At 60.3% G+C, this 18064-nt stretch carries 19 protein-coding genes; 18 read left to right on the top strand and 1 reads right to left on the bottom strand.

From position 1 onward, the window contains the following. The first annotated feature begins 64 nt into the window (after positions 1-64). From ABD112_RS04440 to pcaC, 13 genes are all read left to right on the top strand, one after another. Positions 65-793: a GntR family transcriptional regulator gene (locus ABD112_RS04440; protein WP_343923542.1), complete on the top strand. Its 729-nt coding sequence runs from the start codon at positions 65-67 to the stop codon at positions 791-793. Continuing rightward, positions 793-1716, top strand: coding sequence for an N-acetylglucosamine kinase (locus tag ABD112_RS04435; RefSeq protein WP_343923540.1), 924 nt, complete (start codon positions 793-795; stop codon positions 1714-1716). The genes ABD112_RS04440 and ABD112_RS04435 overlap by 1 nt, the downstream gene beginning before the upstream one ends. Then, entirely contained in the window at positions 1713-2471 is a 759-nt protein-coding gene (locus tag ABD112_RS04430; protein ID WP_343923539.1) for an SIS domain-containing protein, read from the top strand. Before ABD112_RS04435 ends, ABD112_RS04430 begins: the two co-directional genes overlap by 4 nt. Further along, a complete protein-coding gene (locus ABD112_RS04425) occupies positions 2468-3865 on the top strand; it encodes a protein O-GlcNAcase (protein WP_343923538.1) in 1398 nt (465 codons plus the stop codon). Before ABD112_RS04430 ends, ABD112_RS04425 begins: the two co-directional genes overlap by 4 nt. Positions 3866-3867: 2 nt before the next feature. Further along, a complete protein-coding gene (locus tag ABD112_RS04420) occupies positions 3868-5136 on the top strand; it encodes an ABC transporter substrate-binding protein (protein WP_343923536.1) in 1269 nt (422 codons plus the stop codon). 87 nt (positions 5137-5223) lie between these two features. After that, complete coding sequence (locus ABD112_RS04415) at positions 5224-6105, top strand: carbohydrate ABC transporter permease (RefSeq protein ID WP_343923534.1); 882 nt, start codon at positions 5224-5226, stop codon at positions 6103-6105. Next, complete coding sequence (locus tag ABD112_RS04410) at positions 6102-6944, top strand: carbohydrate ABC transporter permease (protein ID WP_343923532.1); 843 nt, start codon at positions 6102-6104, stop codon at positions 6942-6944. Before ABD112_RS04415 ends, ABD112_RS04410 begins: the two co-directional genes overlap by 4 nt. A 28-nt stretch (positions 6945-6972) precedes the next feature. Further along, on the top strand, positions 6973-7758 hold the full coding sequence (locus tag ABD112_RS04405) for an IclR family transcriptional regulator (RefSeq protein ID WP_343923530.1): 786 nt from the start codon (positions 6973-6975) through the stop codon (positions 7756-7758). Between the two features lie 67 nt (positions 7759-7825). Beyond that, on the top strand, positions 7826-8626 hold the full coding sequence (pcaH, locus tag ABD112_RS04400) for a protocatechuate 3,4-dioxygenase subunit beta (protein ID WP_425563798.1): 801 nt from the start codon (positions 7826-7828) through the stop codon (positions 8624-8626). Next, positions 8623-9171, top strand: a complete 549-nt coding sequence (pcaG, locus tag ABD112_RS04395) for a protocatechuate 3,4-dioxygenase subunit alpha (protein WP_343923526.1) — start codon at positions 8623-8625, stop codon at positions 9169-9171. Before pcaH ends, pcaG begins: the two co-directional genes overlap by 4 nt. Beyond that, positions 9158-10504 carry a class-II fumarase/aspartase family protein gene (locus ABD112_RS04390; RefSeq protein ID WP_343923524.1) on the top strand — a complete coding sequence of 449 codons (1347 nt, stop codon included), beginning with the start codon at positions 9158-9160 and terminating at the stop codon, positions 10502-10504. Before pcaG ends, ABD112_RS04390 begins: the two co-directional genes overlap by 14 nt. Continuing rightward, complete coding sequence (locus ABD112_RS04385) at positions 10501-11265, top strand: alpha/beta fold hydrolase (RefSeq protein ID WP_343923522.1); 765 nt, start codon at positions 10501-10503, stop codon at positions 11263-11265. Before ABD112_RS04390 ends, ABD112_RS04385 begins: the two co-directional genes overlap by 4 nt. Further along, positions 11265-11654 carry a 4-carboxymuconolactone decarboxylase gene (pcaC, locus tag ABD112_RS04380; protein ID WP_343923520.1) on the top strand — a complete coding sequence of 130 codons (390 nt, stop codon included), beginning with the start codon at positions 11265-11267 and terminating at the stop codon, positions 11652-11654. Before ABD112_RS04385 ends, pcaC begins: the two co-directional genes overlap by 1 nt. Positions 11655-11744: 90 nt before the next feature. On the opposite strand, the gene ABD112_RS04375 is transcribed toward pcaC, so the two are convergent. Beyond that, entirely contained in the window at positions 11745-12968 is a 1224-nt protein-coding gene (locus ABD112_RS04375; RefSeq protein ID WP_343923518.1) for a 4-hydroxybenzoate 3-monooxygenase, read from the bottom strand. A gap of 114 nt (positions 12969-13082) precedes the next feature. On the opposite strand from ABD112_RS04375, the gene ABD112_RS04370 reads away from it, so the two are divergent. The 5 genes from ABD112_RS04370 (at position 13083) to ABD112_RS04350 (ending at position 18059) form a co-directional block, all read left to right on the top strand. Beyond that, positions 13083-14255, top strand: coding sequence for a thiolase family protein (locus tag ABD112_RS04370; protein ID WP_343923516.1), 1173 nt, complete (start codon positions 13083-13085; stop codon positions 14253-14255). A 47-nt stretch (positions 14256-14302) separates the two neighbouring features. Then, positions 14303-15160 carry an IclR family transcriptional regulator domain-containing protein gene (locus ABD112_RS04365; RefSeq protein ID WP_343923514.1) on the top strand — a complete coding sequence of 286 codons (858 nt, stop codon included), beginning with the start codon at positions 14303-14305 and terminating at the stop codon, positions 15158-15160. Positions 15161-15486: 326 nt separating this feature from the next. Continuing rightward, positions 15487-16449 (top strand): ABC transporter substrate-binding protein, encoded by a 963-nt coding sequence (locus ABD112_RS04360; RefSeq protein WP_343923512.1) that lies wholly within the window; start codon positions 15487-15489, stop codon positions 16447-16449. A gap of 45 nt (positions 16450-16494) precedes the next feature. Further along, entirely contained in the window at positions 16495-17289 is a 795-nt protein-coding gene (locus ABD112_RS04355) for an ABC transporter permease (RefSeq protein WP_343923511.1), read from the top strand. Then, positions 17286-18059: an ABC transporter permease gene (locus ABD112_RS04350; RefSeq protein WP_343923510.1), complete on the top strand. Its 774-nt coding sequence runs from the start codon at positions 17286-17288 to the stop codon at positions 18057-18059. Before ABD112_RS04355 ends, ABD112_RS04350 begins: the two co-directional genes overlap by 4 nt. Positions 18060-18064: the final 5 nt, after the last annotated feature.

Here is an 18064-nt window from a genome sequence, read left to right as displayed (position 1 = left end):
TTGGTCTATACAACCCTTTACCAGAGGTAGCCAAATGGGCTCTAATGTGAAGGTGACAGTCGTTGTGGAATCAACCAGAAACACGCTCAGAGCGCGCCTTCGCGAATTAGTGGCGTCGACAGAGGCAGGAAAGAGCCTGCCCAGCGAGCGTGACCTGAGCGCCCAGTGGGGCGTCGCTCGAATGACCATCCGCCGCGCAGTCGATTCTCTCGTCGCCGAAGGTCTCGTCGAGCGCCGTCACGGCTCTGGCACCTACGTGACTCCTCAGCCGTTCGTTCGCTTACTCGGGCTCACCTCCTTCTCTCAAGACATGCGCGACCGCGGCCTCGAACCAAGCGCCCGCCTGCTGGCCTACCGCGTTGCCGCCGCCGACGCCGCGATCGCAGCGCAATTGCAGATCACGCTCGGAGACCCTGTGGTCAGCTTTACCCGGCTGCGCTTAGGCAGCGGCGAAGCGATGGCGGTCGAAACTGTCTGGATTCCGCAAGCGCTCGTTCCCGGAATCAACGGGGGCGACCTCGGAGGTTCCCTCTACGAACTCCTCAGCACGCGCTACCGCATCGCCCCCGGCGCAGCGAGCGTTTCCATCGAACCAGTGCTGCCCGACCAGCGCGTGCGTGAACTCCTGACCATCGCCGAAGATCAGGCCTGTTTACGCATTCGGATGGTTGACTCCGATTCGAGCGGCACCATCATCATGATCGCCAACTGTTTCTACCGCGGCGACAAGTATCAACTCACCGCCCAGGTCTCTGGTGCGGCATTCGCTCCTGAACAAGCAAGGAACAATTGATGCCAACCGTTCTCGGTGTCGACGGTGGCCAGTCAGGCATCCGTCTCAAAAGCTCCGCACAACCAGGAACTGTCGAAGTTGATGGTGTCAGCCGTCTCGAGGGCGATACCGTGCGGTCGGTGTTCAACGCGATCGCGAGCGCCTGGAAGCATGGCCACTTTGCGCCAGTTGATCGTGTTGTTCTTGGGCTAACCACCTCCCCCGCCGATGCCGCATCCGCTTCCCGACTAGGCGCTCTCATTGGCGCAACCACCGGCGCGCGCGAAGTATGGATCGCCGACGATACCGTCACCTCGCACGCCGGTGCGCTGTCTGCTGAAGCCGGCGTCTCCTTAATCACGGGAACCGGTGTCGGGTGCTTGGCACTGAAAGACAGCGGCGAATCACGAGTCATCGACGGGCACGGCTACCTCCTCGGCGACGCCGGCGGCGGATTCTGGATTGGCAGCCGCGGAGTCTCCGCAGTGCTTAAACAGCTCGACGGCCGCGGCGAAACGACCATACTCACCGAGCGAGCCGAGAATCAGTTCGCTGGCCTCAACAATCTCGCTGCGCGACTTCATAGCGTGCACCGCCCCGTCAACCGCATCTCGCAATTCGCCCGCGACGTACTCACCGCTGCAGTCGAAGGGGATGCTGTAGCAAACGCCATCGTCAACGACGCCGCACGCGAATTGTTTGACACCGCTCGCGTTGGCCTGCACTGGGTCGGCCAAGATGCTCCCCTGGCCCTTGGCGGCAAACTGCTCGGCCCTAACACCGTGCTGTTCGCTCGAGTAGTCGAACTCCTCGCCGCAGACGGACTCTCATTCCGACCCGCGGATGCCTCAGCACTCGACGGAGCTCTATTACTCGGCGAAGGAGAGGCAGACAACATCTATCGCGAACTCATCCATGTGTGGAAAGAGGAGTCAGCATCATGACCTCGTCCAGCCCGACGGCACTCGACGCAGGGTCCCCTGCCGACCGTTACCTCACGCATGCGATCGAGCTCATTGAACGACTGCGTACTGACGAATCAGCAAACATTGTTGCGGCATCCAGACTTGTCGCCAACACGTTGATTGCCAAACGCATCGTTCACGTCTTTGGCACCGGGCACTCACACATGCTTGCCGAAGAACTCTTCTATCGCGCTGGCGGACTTGTCAACGTTCAACCGCTGCTCTTTGAGGGGCTCATGCTGCACTCGAGTGCACCGCTCAGCACTTCTCTTGAGCGCCTCCCCGGTCTTGCCGATGCCCTGCTCCTCGATCATCCGATCGCGGAAGGTGATGTGGTGATCGTGGCCTCAAACTCGGGGAGAAATGCGGTCACATCTGAACTAGTGCAGCGCGTTTTGGCTCGGGGAATTCCTGTGATCGCGCTCACGAGCCTCAACCACGCCACCTCCCCCGCAGCGCGCCCAACCCAGCTCCCCAAGCTGCATGAGCTGGCCACCGTCGTCATCGACAACGGTGGTTCTGTTGGCGATGCGGCCGTTGACATCACCGGAATCGATAGCCGCGTCTCGGCTACATCGACCGTTGTCGGGGCCGCAATTCTCAACGCAGTGATGGCACAGGCAATCCAGCTAGCGGTGAACGAGGGTGTAATTCCTGACATCTATGAGAGCAGCAACACCAGCAGCGGCGACGCAAGTAATCACAAATACACCACCAAAGTAGCCGCGGTATGAGCGGTTCCCAGCACACGCATTCGCCCCCATCGCCGTTCGCCATCCGGGGCGTGATTGAAGGGTTCTACGGACCGCCCTGGAGTCACGAGCAACGACTCGATCTCATCGGCTTTCTCGCCGAACGCGGAATGAACACGTTCGTTTACTCACCAAAAGATGATCCACTGGTTCGCCACGAATGGCGCAACCCCTACGCCGGCACCGAGCTCGCACGCCTGGCCGAGCTGATTGCTCGATGCTCTGAGCACGGCATGAGCTTCATGTATTGCCTCTCCCCTGGGCTCACCATCAGATACTCCAGCAGCGAAGACCACGAGATGTTGACTGCCAAGTACACCGCCGTGCGCGAATTGGGCGTCACCAATTTTGGGTTGCTGCTCGATGACATCCCGACGCGATTGCAGCATCCCGAAGATAAAACGGCCTTCACAGATTTGGTTGAAGCGCAGCAGTCGCTCATCGGCAGCGTGTTCTCGCAATTCACCAGTGATACCCATCTCACGGTTTGCCCCACGCAGTACTGGGGTGATGGCACCGAGGAGTACATCACTCGTCTCGGCAGCGGAATCGACCCCCGCATTGACCTGTTCTGGACGGGCCGCGCAATCTGCTCGCCCACCCTCGACCTCAACGACGCGGCTGCTTTTGCTCGCTCAACTGGCCGCCCGGCAACGTACTGGGACAACTACCCCGTGAACGATGTGGCGATGGGCCACGAGCTCCACATTGGGCCGTACCAGGGTCGCGACCCGCAGCTGTTTCGGTTCTCGACCGGCATCATTGCTAACGGCATGGAACTCTTCGAGTCATCCAAGATCCCCTTTGCCACGATCGCCGACTACTTGCGTGACCCCGAAGGCTACGCCCCAGAGGCCAGTTGGAAGCAGGCACTTCTGGATGTCGTTGGCCCAGAGGACGTCGCAGATTTCAGTCTCTTTGCTGACACCGTTCGTTTCTCGTGCCTCTCGTTCGACGATGCCCCGGATCTCGCTGAGGCCCTCGAACACTTCACTTTCGAGCTGGAGTATGGCGATCGCGCGCTCGCTGCCTCCGAACTATTGCAGCGTGCGGAGTCGATGGTGCAGGCTGCCGATCGGTTGCTCGACGGCCCCGTCAGCAATCCGCAACTGATCTCTGAGGTTCGCCCGTGGCTTGAGTCGTTCCGTGTAGGGGCTCACGCCCTAGTCGCGATCGCGACTCTTGCGGCTGACGGTCGGCTCGATTCTGATGGCTCCACCGTTCTTCGCCCCTTCCTCGATAAGCTGCGAAGTGCGCATCGTCGTGTGTTCGGCGATCTGCTCGATATGACTTTGGCGGAGCTTGTCGCCGCCGGGGGCTCACCACCTGCACCACCCGCACCACCCGCTAGTGAATCACCTACAGCAAGGGACTGATCATGACCGATAGGCGAAAAGTGACCACCGCTGCCGTTGCGGCGCTGAGCGCAACTGCTCTCATCCTCTCCGGTTGCGCGGCTGGTGACGGCGGCTCAGATGACAACGTTCTGCGCATCGCAATGGGTTCACCCGGTGAAGCCCAGATTCGGGTCTGGGATCATGTTGCCGCCCAGTTTGAGGCAGCTAACCCCGATGTCACGGTCGAGATGAACTACCAGGATGACGACCTGTACCAAACTATTGGCCTCCCGAACCTGCTCAATGGTCGCAACGCTCCCGATATCTACTTTGAATGGGCGGGTGCTCGCCTTGAGCAGCGCGCCGCAGATGGTTTTGCCGCAGATCTCACTGATGCGGTGACAACGGGCCCCATCGCTGGACTCTTCGACGAAAAGGTTTTCACCTCGCTGACCGTCGACGATGCCGTGGTTATGGTTCCGCACGCAGCAGACGTGGCGAACGTGCTCTGGTACAACGAAGACATCTTTGCGGATGCCGGACTCACCCCTCCTACGACGTGGGACGAATTGCTTGCCACGTGCGACGCGCTCGATGCTGAAGGCATCATCCCGATCGCTTCTGGCAACAAAGACTTGTGGGCGGCCGGCAACTGGTTGGCCCATATGACTTCGCGGGTTGTTGGCGAAGACGTCTACAGCTCAGCATTATCTGGCGAAACCGACTTCAATACTCCGGAATGGGTTGAGGCATTCGGTTACGTCAAGGATCTTGCCGACCACAACTGCGTCAACGAGAGCGCGAATGCTGTTGACGACAATGAGGGCGCACAGCTCTTCTTCCAGGGCAAGGCAGCGATGCACGCCATCGGTTCTTGGCTCGTGAGCTGGGCAATCGACGAAGCTCCCGAGCTCAACTTCGACTATGTAAACCTGCCGAGCATGCCCGGTGCTGGCGACCAGGACAGCGTCATCGGCGTTGTTACCGGATACGTCGTGAACGCCAAGAGCAGCAAGCAAGATGTGGCTGCAGAGTTCCTTGCACTGCTCAACAACGACGAGAACGTTCAGGCGTTCATCGGCGCTGAACTTACCCCAATGGCTCTCTCGGCATCCACCGGCGAGGACATCGACTCACGAAGTGCCGGTCTGATTGACATGTTGGAGACGGCTCCCGCAATCGTTCTTCCGCCAGACACCGGCTACGACCTTGAGACCGCAAACGCACTGTATGCGGCGCTTGCTGAGGTACTGGGTGGCCAAAGCACTCCCGAGGATGCCGTTGCCGGCATAGATCAGAAGCTTGGCTAACGCGTCCCGCGCGAGTTAGCCAACTTTGCTGATCGCCCGCCAACCCGAGGCGGGCGATCAGCAACCTTCGTGAGAGGCCCCTAACCGATGAAACCGAACCGCAGGGTCACCCCGTACCTGTTTTTGGTGCCCACCATGGCCGTGTTCGGTTTCGCGGTGCTGTTTCCCGTGATCATGACGTTTGCCTACAGCTTCACGGAGTGGAACGGCTACGGCACGATGGTTTTTGTCGGCATCGACAACTACATCAAGGCCGCAAACGACACTCTGTTCCGTGACTCCTTCGTGCACGTGCTCATCTACATTGCGGCGACGATTCTGCTTGAGGTCGTTGTTGGTCTAGTGCTCGCCGGCCTCGTCAGCGTGAGGCGCCGAGGATCGCTGTGGTTCCGGGTGGCGATCTTCACCCCGGTGATGCTCCCCATGGTGGTTGTGGCAGTGTTGTGGGCTTTCGTCTACAACAACGACTTCGGCTTACTCAATGCGGCCCTCGCAAACTTTGGTCTCGAAGATTTGCAACGTGTGTGGCTCGGCGACCCCGCTACCGCGCTGCTCGCGGTGAGCGTCGTCTCCGGTTGGGTATATGCCGGTTTCTACATGACCATCTTTTATGCCGCCTTCAGTCAGGTGCCCACTGAGGTAATCGAGGCCGCCCGACTAGACGGCGCTGGTGAGTGGCAACTATTTCGCCGCATCAAGGTTCCGATGATTGGCAACGCGATCACGGTCGCCCTGCTGCTGTGTATCACGGGCGGCTTCCAAGGGTTCGATCTCTTCTATGTGATGACCAACGGCGGGCCCTATGGCGCCACTGAGATCCCCACCACCTACCTCGTTAAGTCTGTATTCACTTTCGGGAATGTCGGCTACGGATCAGCGATGGCCGTCGTGCTCACCGCCGTTGTTGTGGCGTTGGGGTTGGTCTTCACGAGAGTCAATCGCGAGAAGCCAGAGAACGTGAGCGCATGAGGACCGCACAGCGCAGCCGGGTCGGACGCATCCCCAATCTGCTCTTCACTCTTTCGCTCGTTGCGATCGCTGTCGTCTTCTTCTTTCCAATGCTGTGGATGGTGTTCTCCAGCTTCAAGTCGAACTCGGCGATCTTCTCCACCCCTTTCGCGCTCCCGACGGAGATCGACTTCGGTCGCTGGGCCGAGGCGTGGGAGATCGGCCACATCGGGCAGTACGCCCTCAACAGCGCGATCGTGACTGGGGCGTCGGTGCTCGGCATCCTGCTGTTCGGTGCCGCTGCGGCGTTCGCGTTTAGTCGCTACCGCTTCCGTGGCCGTAACCTCCTGATGGGGTTACTGGCGCTTGGCCTCTTGTTGCCGCTGCAGTCGTACTTCATTGCGCAGTCCACGATGTTTACCCAACTTGCCATCACTGATACCCGGTGGGCGCTCATCATTCCGTACACGGCTATGGGCTTGCCACTCGCGGTCTATCTGCTGAAGGTCTATCTGGATGCCGTGCCCGACGAACTTTTCGAGGCTGCCCGCATCGACGGTGCCGGCGACCTTCGCGTGTTCGGGTCGATCGCGCTGCCGCTGTTGCGGCCGGGCCTCGCTACCGTCGCGATCTTCTCAGCACTCTCCAGCTGGAACGAGTTCTTGCTCGCCCTGCTCTACATTCAGGATGACGCCCTCAAGACGATCCCCACCGGGCTGCTCGCATTCTCGAGCCGGTATGTCACCGATTACGGCCTGCTCTTCTCGGCACTATCGATCATCACGCTCCCAATGATCGTGATCTATATCGTCTTCAACAAGCAGATTGTGGAAGGCATCACCGCCGGAAGCGTGAAGTAGGACGGCGTAGGTGGCTAGACTTCAGCCCATGGCGGGCAATGCGGCAGATCCGGGAGTTTCGGTCATTGCTCGCACAGCGACGCTACTCAAGGTCTTTAGCGGCGAGCATCCTCGCCTGAAATTGAGCGAGGCATCTTCTCGATCCGGTCTATCCATGACCACAACACATCGGATGCTGGGTGAGCTGGTCGCAGCGAACCTGCTGTCTCGCGGACCAGACGACCGATATTCAATCGGACGAACGCTCTGGGAACTGGGCGAGATCTCGCCACTAAGTCTTCACTTGCGGGAGACAGCCCTTCCCCACCTACTGACCCTTTATGAAGCGACCGCCGAAAATGTACATTTAGCCATCTTGGATGGGATCGAAGCACTCTACGTCGCCCGATTGGTCGGGACGAATTCGGTTCCAACAATCAGCCGGATGGGCGGGCGCCTTCCGCTGCACACTACCGGCGTCGGCAAGGTCCTCCTTGCCTGGCAGGATGAAGCGTTCCTCTCCGCCTACTTAGCGCGAGAACTTGAAAGTCCGACCAAATTTTCGATTACCGCGGAGCCGAAATTGCGCTCTCAAATCAGGGAGGTCAGGCGCTCGGGTGTTAGCTGGACGCATCAAGAAATGACGCTCGGAAATACCTCCATTGCGGTACCGATATTGGGCCACTCTGGGCTACTGGCCGCCGTCGGCGTTGTTACTCACACCGTCAAGGCAGAAACATCGCGGCTCGTGCCGGTGCTGCAGAACGCCGCGTCAGCAATATCAGCAAGCCTGCTCGAACTGATGGACCATGATGGGGTTGACTCGTTGGGGTAGTTTCCGCTGAGTGGAAGAATTCCGTTGTTTACCGATCCAAGGGGTGGCACGCTTTCCTCAGCGCACCATGATGAACGCCTCAACGAAGGACGACATGACAGTCAGCGATCAGCAACAGATCTCAAGCGAGATCAGTTCACGACAAGAACAATACGAAATGGATCGCGCAGGCGGCGCTCAGGTCCACAATCGCACGACGCTGAATTATCCACCGTACCGCAGTAGTCTCCTGCGCTACCCCACAAAAGACCTGCACCATGCAGATCCAGAGAGTATCGAGCTCCTATCGCCCGCGTTCGGACACAACGATGTCGCGGAGATCGAATCCGATCTCACCCTGCAGCACACAGGAGAGCCAGTCGGCGAACGTATCGTCGTCTCCGGGCGAGTTCTTGACGGTGACGGACGCCCGGTCCGCAACCAGCTAGTCGAAGTGTGGCAGGCAAACGCAGCAGGAAGGTACATCCACAAGCGTGATCAGCATCCGGCACCTATCGATCCGAACTTCACAGGAACCGGCCGCACGATCACCGACGACAATGGCGACTACCGTTTCGTCACCATCAAGCCGGGTGCGTACCCGTGGAAGAACCACACCAACGCCTGGCGGCCGGCGCACATCCATTTCTCGCTATTCGGCAACGCCTTTACGCAGAGAATAATCACCCAGATGTACTTTCCCGGCGACCCTTTATTCCCTCTCGATCCGATCTACAATTCGATCATCGATCACGACGCCCGCGACCGCCTCGTCGCTAACTACGATCACGACCTCACCTCACCGGAGTGGGCTCTCGGATATCGCTGGGATATCGTTCTGACCGGTCCGCAACAAACTTGGTTCGAAGCGGAAGGAGACGACGAATGAGCCTCCTGCCCACTCCCGGCCAAACCGTCGGCCCGTTCTTCGGCTATGCGCTTCCGTACGAAGGTAGTGAAAACCTCGTTCCGCCACACCACCCTCACGCTGTCCGGCTGACCGGTGCCGTGTACGACGGAACCGGCGTTCCCGTACCAGACGCGCTAATCGAAGTTTGGCAGGCCGACGAGAACGGTAACATTCCGACGGCGCGCGGGTCACTCACCCGAGATCGGCACGTTTTCACCGGCTTCGGGCGTTCGGCTACCACCCGCGATGGTAGCTATTCGTTCACCACGGTTGAGCCAGGCTCGATTAACGACACAGCGCCCTTCTTTGCGCTAGTCCTCTTTGCGCGCGGAATACTCGACAAGCTGCACAGCAGAATCTATTTACCTCAAGACCGCGACGCACTGGAACACGACCCATTTCTCTCCGTGCTGCCTCCCCAGCGACGGGCTACTCTAGTAGCGAACCGTCAGAGCGACGGGTCGCTACACCATGACATTCACCTACAGGGTGACGATGAGACAGTCTTCATTGACTTCAGCTAACTTCAGCGCCGCAGATCACGGCCTGCTCGCGCCTTACTGGGCGGGCACGCCAGTCGCCGCCGCGACAGGAGACGATGCGGTGCTGTGCGCGATCCTCGATGTCGAGGTCGGGCTGGCCACTGCCCAGAATCGTCTAGGGCTAGTTCCGGATGCTGCAGCCGAAGCCATTCGAAATGCAGCAGCACGGTTGGAGCTCGACGCCGCCCGGCTGGCCTTAGCTTCGCGTTCGAGCGGCGGAAACCCCATCATCCCGCTGCTGGCTGACTTGCGATCGGCAGTAGGCCCGGATGCTTCGAACTACGTGCACCTCGGGGCAACCAGCCAGGACATTCTGGACAGCGCGCTAATGCTGGTATCCAAGCGCAGCATTAGCCTGCTCGTGAGCGACCTCGATTCCGCGCTCACTACTCTCGCCGCCTTGGCCGACCGGCATCGCACTACGGCAATCGCCGGTCGCACGCTGACCCAACACAGCGTTCCAACAACCTTTGGGCTTAAAGCCGCTGGCTGGATGGTCGGGGTGGCCGACGCTCGCCGCTTCCTCGTGACGATTGCAGACAACCTACCCGCTCAGCTCGGAGGAGCGGCTGGAACGCTTGCGTCGTTCACCCAGCTTCTTCCGGGACGTGAGCTGGCGTTGGTCGACGCGTTCGCAGACGAGCTCGGATTGGAGCCCTCGCCGCTACCGTGGCACACCATCCGGACGCCGGTTATCAGATTGGCGGACGCACTCGCCGGCGTGGGCGTTGCGCTCGGCAAGATCGGCGTGGACGTGTCCCTACTGTCGCGCACAGAGATCGCAGAACTCAGCGAGGAATCTGGCGGCGGATCGTCAACCATGCCGCAGAAGCAAAACCCGATACTCAGCGTGCTGCTCCAGGCAGCTGCCCGCAACACTCCTGAGATTGCCGCGGAGCTTCACCGCAGCGCCATCGCCGTCGATGAGCGCCCCGACGGCGCTTGGCACACCGAGTGGCAGGCACAACGCGATCTGCTCCGCACGACGGGTGGCGCCGCATCGCTCGCTGCGGAGCTGCTAACCGGGCTGCGCGTTGACACCGACCGAATGCGCCAGAATTTGGGGCTGACTGGTCCGCTCATTGTGAGTGAACGAGTCATGCTCGTTGCGGGTCCGATTCTCGGTAAGAACAAAGTGCGACAGCTCATCGCTGTCGCCGCGTCCGAACCGGCAAGCCTGAGAAAAGCGTTGACACGGGAACTCCCTGACTGGTCGGACGCACAGCTCAATGACCTCCTTAACCCGGAAAGCTACCTCGGGATAAGCGACGAACTCATCGACCGGGCCATGGCCCACGTAAAGGCGAGCGGATGAGCACCCCCTCGATCCGCGCGATTCGGGGCGGCACCACCGGCGCCCCGCTGATCGTGCTCGGGCCTTCGCTAGGAACGTCGTCACTGGTCTGGGAGGATGCCGCCAAACTGCTCGGCTCACAGTTCAGCCTGCTGTCCTGGGACCTACCCGGGCACGGTATCTCAGCCCCAGCATCCTCGAGCTTTAGCGTGGCGGAGTTGGCAGATGCCGTAATCGAGCTCATCGATGAACCAACCTTCTACTACGCCGGGGTCTCGCTTGGCGGCGGCGTCGGACTGGAACTGGCACTTCGCCATCCGAAGCGGCTTGATCGCGTCGCATTGATCTGCTCACTTGCCAAGTTCGGGAAGGCTTCCGCTTGGACGGAACGCGCCACTCTCGTGAGGGCCCAGTCGACCTCGGTGCTCGTGGGAGCTTCCGCCGATCGCTGGTTCTCGCACGGGTCAATTGCCCGGCTACCCCAGGTGACCGGCCGACTTCTGCATACCCTCGCCGATGCGGACGACGAAAGCTATGCCCTCTGCTGTGAGGCACTAGCAAACTACGACCTGCGAGGCGAAATCGGCAACCTGACCCAACCTTTGCTGGCGATATCAGGGCATGACGACCCGGTGGCGCGGCCAGAGGCGATGGCCGAGTTAGCGGCCTCAGCCCCTCACGGGCGCGCAATCGATGTGACAGACGCGGGGCACCTCACCAGCGCGGAACAGCCAGCAGTAGTCGCGCAACTTCTCACAAACTTCTTCGGAAAGGACCGCTAATGTCAACTGACGACCAGCGACGAGACCAAGGGATGAGCGTTCGGCGCGAGGTACTCGGAGACGAGCACGTCGACCGTGCTAACGCGAACATCACCGAGGTGACCCGAGACTTTCAGGATTTCATTACGCGCTATGCCTGGGGCGACATTTGGTCGCGACCCGGACTAGACCGACGACTACGGAGCACGGTCACGATCACCGCGCTAATAGCACACGGCCACTGGGACGAACTCGGCATGCATCTGCGAGCCGCACTTCTTAACGGGCTCACCCAGGAAGAAGTCTCAGAGATAATTCTGCAGTCTGGAGTTTATTGCGGCGTTCCTGCCGCGAACTCAGCGTTCCAGATCGCACAGCAAGTCTTTAAAGCAGCTCCCGAAGACGTATAGCGCTCGTCGGTTCTGCTGACGAGTTGCGCTTGTCGAAACAACCGCACGACTAGACGGGATGTCGATCCGCTATCCCACCCAGCTAGATGGTCAATGCGGGTGGGACAAGAAGGGTAGTCCAGTGTAGATTTCGGCCAGATGTGACATACCGCGCGGTGACTCGCAGAGTTGGCTCAGCTGCCCCAACTGCACTTGGTAGTCGTAATCCGGGTTCTCTGGATTCTCGGCATCAGTCGAATCCTCGAAACGGTGCAACATGCGGGTCATCCAGGCGGAGAAGTGCTGGATCTGCCAAACTCGCTTCACTGACCGTGGGGAGTACTCGTCGAGACCAGACGCGTCGCCGTTCCGATACCAAGCGACCATCCCATCGTGCAGGTAACTGGCATCGGCGATCGCCAGGTTCAATCCCTTAGCCCCGGTCGGCGGAACGATGTGTGCGGAGTCACCAACCAGAAAGAGATTGCCGAAGCGCATCGGGTCGCTAACAAAACTACGCATCGGGGTGATGCTCTTGTCAAAGATCTCCCCACGCTCGAGCGTCCAGCCCATGGTCCCGAGGCGCAGATCAAGTTCGTCCCAAATCCGATCATCTGACCAGTTAGTGATGTCGTCATGCGGATCAACCTGCAGGTAAAGCCGACTGACGGTGTCGGAACGCATACTGTGCATCGCAAAACCGCGCTCATGGAGGGCATAAATTAGCTCATCCGTCGACGGCTGTACGTGGGCGAGGATGCCCAACCACCCGAACGGGTACTCACGTTGGTAGGTCGTTTTCTCTGCAGCAGGGATACTCGGCCGGCACACGCCGTGCGCTCCATCTGCGCCCGCAACGAAGTCGGCGGTTAATTCGAACTCCTCGCCGTCTTGAGTGAAACGAACCGTCGCAGGGCCGTCGGCCACGTTGTCGAGTTCGATGTCCGACACGCTATATCTGGCAGGGGTACCTGCTTCGTCGTGCGCGTCTATGAGGTCTCGCACAACCTCCTGTTGGCCGTAGACCCAGACCGAACGCCCGACAAGTTCGCGGAACGAGACGTGGTGCCGGCTTCCGTTGTATTGCAGATAGATTCCGTCGTGACGTTGGCCTTCGTGATGTAGGCGATCACCCAGACCGGCGTCGGTGAGAAGGTTGACGGCGTCCTGTTCCAGCACTCCGGCGCGGACCCGCTCGATAGTGTACTCGCGGTCTCGCAACTCGAGCACAACATTCTCGATTCCGGATCGTCGCAGCAGGTGGGACAGCAGCAGCCCCGCGGGGCCTCCACCGATGATTGCTATCTGGGTACTGATACTGGTGCGCGTGGCCACGTTGCCATCCTTCCCGTTCACGGGCTTGACCGGGTTGATATTTCCCAAAGGTACGACCATCATTAGAACACAAGTTCGTTCTGCGCACAGAATTGCTTTGGTGATGGGAGTTTTATGTCCACCAGTTTCATCTACGACGCCGTACGGACGCCGTACGGACGCTACGGAAAGTCCCTCGCGGGGACCCGGCCTGACGACCTAGCCGCCGGGGTGCTCCGCGAACTCGTGGCGCGGCATCCGAATTTCGATCCGTCGACCATCGACGATGTGCTCCTCGGCGACGCCAACGCTGCCGGCGAGGACAACCGCAACGTCGGTAGGATGGCGGCGATCTTGGCGGGATTCCCCACCTCCGTACCGGGCACCACGCTGAACCGGCTTTGCGGTTCGAGCCTGGAAGCAGTAATCCAAGCCAGTCGCGCCATAGAAACAGGTGACGCCGACGTCATGATCGCCGGCGGGGTCGAATCAATGAGCCGCGCGCCATGGGTGATGCTCAAGCCGTCGCGTCCCTACCCGAGCGCGCACGAAACCATGCACTCCACGACCCTCGGCTGGCGCATGGTGAACCCGAATATGCCCGAACAGTGGAGCGTGCCTCTCGGTGAGACCGCCGAGATACTCGCCGAACGTTATGGAATCGGTCGAGAGCAGCAAGACGAGTTCGCCCTTCTCAGCCACCGCAACGCCTCCGCCGCATGGGACGACGGCGTCTACGACCGCGAAGTCGTGCCCGTCGCGGGAGTCGACTTGGCCAGGGATGAGGGCATTAGGGCAGACACTTCGTTGGAATCGCTGAGTGCGCTGAAACCTGCTTTCAGGCCAGACGGATCAGTTACCGCCGGCAACTCCTCACCGCTCAACGACGGCGCCGGCGCGATTCTGATTGGTTCTGAGAACGCACCGATCGACGCGGAGCCTCTGGCACGCATAGTTTCTCGCGGCGTACATGCGGTTGACCCCAACATCTTCGGCATTGCGCCGGTCGAAGCTGCCAACAAGGCACTCGCCCGGGCCGGTAAGACCTGGGCGGATGTCGACGTGGTCGAGTTAAATGAGGCGTTCGCCTCCCAGAGCCTCGCCTGTCTGCAGCTGTGGCCAGAGCTCGACCCGGCGAAGGTGAATATTCATGGTGGCGCGATCGCTATCGGCCACCCGCTCGGGGCCTCCGGCTCTCGAATTGTCGGCCACGTCGCGCACGAACTTGCTCGGCGCGGCGGCGGCGTGGGCGTTGCTGCGATCTGTATCGGTGTCGGCCTCGGCCTCGCGATTGTGCTTGAACGGTGAGCGCGAGCCTAGACTCGGCGGAGTCGCCAGAAGGGGATGATAGTGGGATGGTGAACGTTAAGGAATCGACTGAACAAGCAGACTCGGCGCGCGACCCGAGCGGGCAGTATGTGCAGTCGCTGGCACGCGGGCTCACCGTCATCCGCGCTTTCGACGGCGACCACCCGGTGATGACGCTCAGCGACATCGCTAGACGCACCGGGCTTACTCGCGCGACCAGCCGCCGGTTTCTGCTGACCCTCGTCGAGCTCGGCTATGTGAAAACGGATGGGAGGATGTTCAGCCTCACAGCCCGCGTACTCGAGCTGGGCTTCAGCTACCTCTCAGCACTTTCGCTACCGGAGATCGCTCAGCCGCACCTCGAGCACCTGGCCGCGAGCATCCACGAGTCCACCTCGGCGTCGGTGCTCGACGGCACGGACATCGTCTATGTCGCACGCGTACCCACGCGGCGCATCATGACTGTACGCATCAACATCGGCACGCGCTTCCCTGCATTCGCCACCTCAATGGGCCGGGTACTGCTGGCGTCATTCAACGCGGAAGAACTCGACTTGCACTTGAGCGGCATTGACTTCACCGGCCTCACGTCTCACACGATCAAGTCCCGGGAAGCGCTGATGGCGGAGCTCGCGCGGGTTCGCGAGCAGGGTTGGGCGATGGTCGATCAGGAGCTTGAGGACGGTTTGCGCTCGATCGCAGCCCCAATCTGGCACGGCTCGACGGTGATGGCTGCGATCAACGTGTCTACCAGCGCGAACAGCCACTCGGTGGAATCGATCCACGAGCACCTACTACCTCCGCTGAAGCTTGCGGCGGAACGCATCAGCCACGACCTGACCGCTTCCCGTCCGTTCTCGCGTCCCGGAGACAGGGGTTTCAGCCCGACCAGCCACCCGCTTTAACATCTGGCCTCGTTCCCCACCGCCCAAGTGCGGATCGAAATCTGCACCTTCAACAATGTTCCCGGGGTCGGGTGGGGCCGACCATCGAGCATCAGTTTCGCGCATGCTGGTGCGCGTCGGCGCTCACCCGCGCCCCCTATATTGGCGCGCACCCGACCCCGAAGCGGTGCTTCCCCCGGGGCAACGTAAAGGGCTACACAGCCGTTTCTTGTGAGTCGCCGAACATCCTTGACGGAATGGCCGAACCCTTTGTACTGTATAGAGAACACTAGTTCGCATCCCGTACAAATTACCCACAACAAATTCTTGCCACAAAGGAGTGCCAAATGAAGAAATCGCTAATGGCCGGATTCGCAGCCGCGTCCGTCCTCGCACTAGCTGCTTGCAGCAGCGGGAACGTTGATGACGGTGCCTCTGCACCGAGCGCCGGCGAACCAACCGCCATCACCGTCGGAGTTATACCGATCGTCGACACCGCACCGCTCTGGCTCGGCGTCGAAAAGGGTTTCTTCTCAGACGAAGGCCTCGATGTGACAGTCCAGCCCACGACCGGTGGTGCAGCATCCGTGCCCGGCGTGGTGGGAGGAAGCTACGACTTCGCTTTCGGCAACTACGTCTCGGGCATGGTCGCCAACGACCAAGGACTCGCCCTGAAGTACGTCGCTAACGGCAACACGACCGCTGGCGACCCCGACTTTGGTGCCGTCATCGTTCCGGCAGATTCCGACATCCAGACCCCGGCCGACCTGTCAGGCAAGATCGTCGCGGTCAACAACTTGCAGAACATCGGTGACACCACGATCCGCACGGTCGTCGACGACGACGGTGGAGATTCCTCGACAATCAAGTTCGTCGAGGTCTCCTTCCCCGACGCCGAAGCCGCCGTGGCCAACGAGCAGGTAGACGCGGCGTGGATTCTCGCGCCGTTCCTCAATTCCGCGGTCGCCAATGGCGCACGGGTGATCACGTACAACTTCTCGGACTTCAACCCAAACCTGGACGTCGCCGGTTACTTCACGACGCTGGACACCTTCGAGAACAAGCCTGAACTGGTCGCCGCATTCGCCACAGCGATGAACAAATCGCTTGAATACTCTGACAACAACCCGGACGAGGTCAAGCAGATCGTGACCACGTACACCAAGATGACGATGGAACAGCTGGACGCCATGGTGCTTCCGAAATTCAACGTCGACTTCAACCGCGAAGCGATGGAGAAGCTGGGGGCCGCCGCATTTGGCTACGGCACACTGAGTGCTGAGCCGAACCTCGACGAGCTGCTTCCGTAGCCCGACCGTTTCACCCAAGGAGAAGTCGAGTACCCAATGACGAGTATGAGCAGCAGGATACGCAATAAACGAGTGGCCAGTTCGGCGCTCGGACTGGCGGGTATCCTGCTGTTCCTGCTTACCTGGGAGGCGGTATCTCGTCTGGGCCTGGTGGAGGAGAGGTTCCTCCCACCCGCCAGCACTGTGCTGGTCGCGTTCTTCGGCAGCCTCGGCGACCCGGACTTCTACCAGGCTGTAAGCGAAACGATGCTCGCTTGGACGATCGGCCTCGTCCTTTCGATTGTCGCCGCTGTCACACTCGGGCTCATCATCGGTTCGAGCTCCTTCCTCAATAAGGCTACTTACTCGACCATCGAGTTCCTGCGCCCAATCCCCTCGGTCGCGCTGATCCCGCTCGCCGTATTACTCTTCGGATTCAAGATCGAGTCTTCCCTGCTCCTGATTATCTACGCATCCTTTTGGCAAGTGCTACTTCAGGTGCTGTACGGGGTGGCAGATGTCGACCCGGTCGCTAATGACACCGCGAAGAGCTATGGCCTCGGCCCCCTCGCACGGGCACGCTATGTTGTCTGGCCCACCGTGCTCCCGTACCTGATGACCGGTATCCGCCTCGCCTCCGCCGTCGCGTTAATCCTCGCCATTACCGCAGAGTTAATCATCGTCAGCCGCGGGCTTGGCTACCAAATCCGGCTCAGCCAGAGCGGCGGTTCAATTCCCGAAATGTACGCGCTCATACTCGCCACCGGGATGATTGGCGTCATCATCAACCTCGTCATGCGCGTCATCGAGAAGAAGCTGTTGAGTTGGCACTCATCGATTCGGCGGGAGACTGTCGCATGATCCTCCTCAAACGTGCTGGCTACTTCCTCGGACTGCCAATTCTGCTCGTCACCATGTGGTGGGCACTCACCCTCGGAGAGCCGAACTTCTTCGTTCCCACCCCGCAAGTGCTGGCTAAGACCTTCTGGGAGGTGTGGTCGGGCGAGAGGTTCGTCACCGACTTCCTCCCCAGCGTCATCCGACTGTTCATCGGCCTAATCGCCACAATCGTTTTGGGGATTGTCGCCGGAATCCTGATCGGTTCCTTCCGCTGGCTGCGCAGTCTCACCGAACCGATGCTCGAGTTTTTCCGCGCCATCCCACCACCCGTTCTCGTCCCGCTGTTCATGCTGCTCATCGGCATCAACGATCAGATGAAGATCATCGTCATAATCTCTGGTGCGATCTGGCCGGTGCTACTGAACACGGTCGAAGGTGTGCGAGCCGTCGACGAGGTGCTCACCGACACGGCCAAGACCTACGGCATCAGAGGATTCTCCCGGCTGCGCTACCTAGTGTTGCCGGCGGCTAGCCCACAGATCATGGCCGGGATCCGCCAGAGCCTGTCGATCGGCTTGATACTCATGGTCATCTCGGAGATGTTCGGCTCATCGTCGGGTCTCGGCTTCACCATCGTGCTGTTCCAGCGCACATTCGCTATTCCAGAGATGTGGAGCGGCATTGTCGTGCTCGGCCTGATCGGCATCGCTCTCTCTCTGATCTCAAAGGCAATCGAGGGCCGGGTGCTGCGTTGGTACCACGGCCTCAAAGAGGTACAACGTGACAGTTGACGACC

The sequence above is a fragment of the Rhodoglobus aureus genome (assembly GCF_039527955.1).
Classification (GTDB): domain Bacteria; phylum Actinomycetota; class Actinomycetes; order Actinomycetales; family Microbacteriaceae; genus Rhodoglobus; species Rhodoglobus aureus.
The sequence above is the reverse complement of the archived record's forward strand: the minus strand, read 5'-3'. Positions and strand labels throughout refer to the sequence as shown.

What these genes read in the sequence shown, in the direction of transcription:
- ABD112_RS04435 (WP_343923540.1), top strand. Translation starts at nt 793, where the DNA reads ATGCCAACCGTTCTCGGTGTCGACGGTGGCCAGTCAGGCATCCGTCTC.
- ABD112_RS04430 (WP_343923539.1), top strand. Translation starts at nt 1,713, where the DNA reads ATGACCTCGTCCAGCCCGACGGCACTCGACGCAGGGTCCCCTGCCGAC.
- ABD112_RS04425 (WP_343923538.1), top strand. Translation starts at nt 2,468, where the DNA reads ATGAGCGGTTCCCAGCACACGCATTCGCCCCCATCGCCGTTCGCCATC.
- ABD112_RS04420 (WP_343923536.1), top strand. Translation starts at nt 3,868, where the DNA reads ATGACCGATAGGCGAAAAGTGACCACCGCTGCCGTTGCGGCGCTGAGC.
- ABD112_RS04415 (WP_343923534.1), top strand. Translation starts at nt 5,224, where the DNA reads ATGAAACCGAACCGCAGGGTCACCCCGTACCTGTTTTTGGTGCCCACC.
- ABD112_RS04410 (WP_343923532.1), top strand. Translation starts at nt 6,102, where the DNA reads ATGAGGACCGCACAGCGCAGCCGGGTCGGACGCATCCCCAATCTGCTC.
- ABD112_RS04405 (WP_343923530.1), top strand. Translation starts at nt 6,973, where the DNA reads ATGGCGGGCAATGCGGCAGATCCGGGAGTTTCGGTCATTGCTCGCACA.
- pcaH (WP_425563798.1), top strand. Translation starts at nt 7,826, where the DNA reads ATGATGAACGCCTCAACGAAGGACGACATGACAGTCAGCGATCAGCAA.
- pcaG (WP_343923526.1), top strand. Translation starts at nt 8,623, where the DNA reads ATGAGCCTCCTGCCCACTCCCGGCCAAACCGTCGGCCCGTTCTTCGGC.
- ABD112_RS04385 (WP_343923522.1), top strand. Translation starts at nt 10,501, where the DNA reads ATGAGCACCCCCTCGATCCGCGCGATTCGGGGCGGCACCACCGGCGCC.
- pcaC (WP_343923520.1), top strand. Translation starts at nt 11,265, where the DNA reads ATGTCAACTGACGACCAGCGACGAGACCAAGGGATGAGCGTTCGGCGC.
- ABD112_RS04370 (WP_343923516.1), top strand. Translation starts at nt 13,083, where the DNA reads ATGTCCACCAGTTTCATCTACGACGCCGTACGGACGCCGTACGGACGC.
- ABD112_RS04365 (WP_343923514.1), top strand. Translation starts at nt 14,303, where the DNA reads ATGGTGAACGTTAAGGAATCGACTGAACAAGCAGACTCGGCGCGCGAC.
- ABD112_RS04360 (WP_343923512.1), top strand. Translation starts at nt 15,487, where the DNA reads ATGAAGAAATCGCTAATGGCCGGATTCGCAGCCGCGTCCGTCCTCGCA.
- ABD112_RS04355 (WP_343923511.1), top strand. Translation starts at nt 16,495, where the DNA reads ATGAGCAGCAGGATACGCAATAAACGAGTGGCCAGTTCGGCGCTCGGA.
- ABD112_RS04350 (WP_343923510.1), top strand. Translation starts at nt 17,286, where the DNA reads ATGATCCTCCTCAAACGTGCTGGCTACTTCCTCGGACTGCCAATTCTG.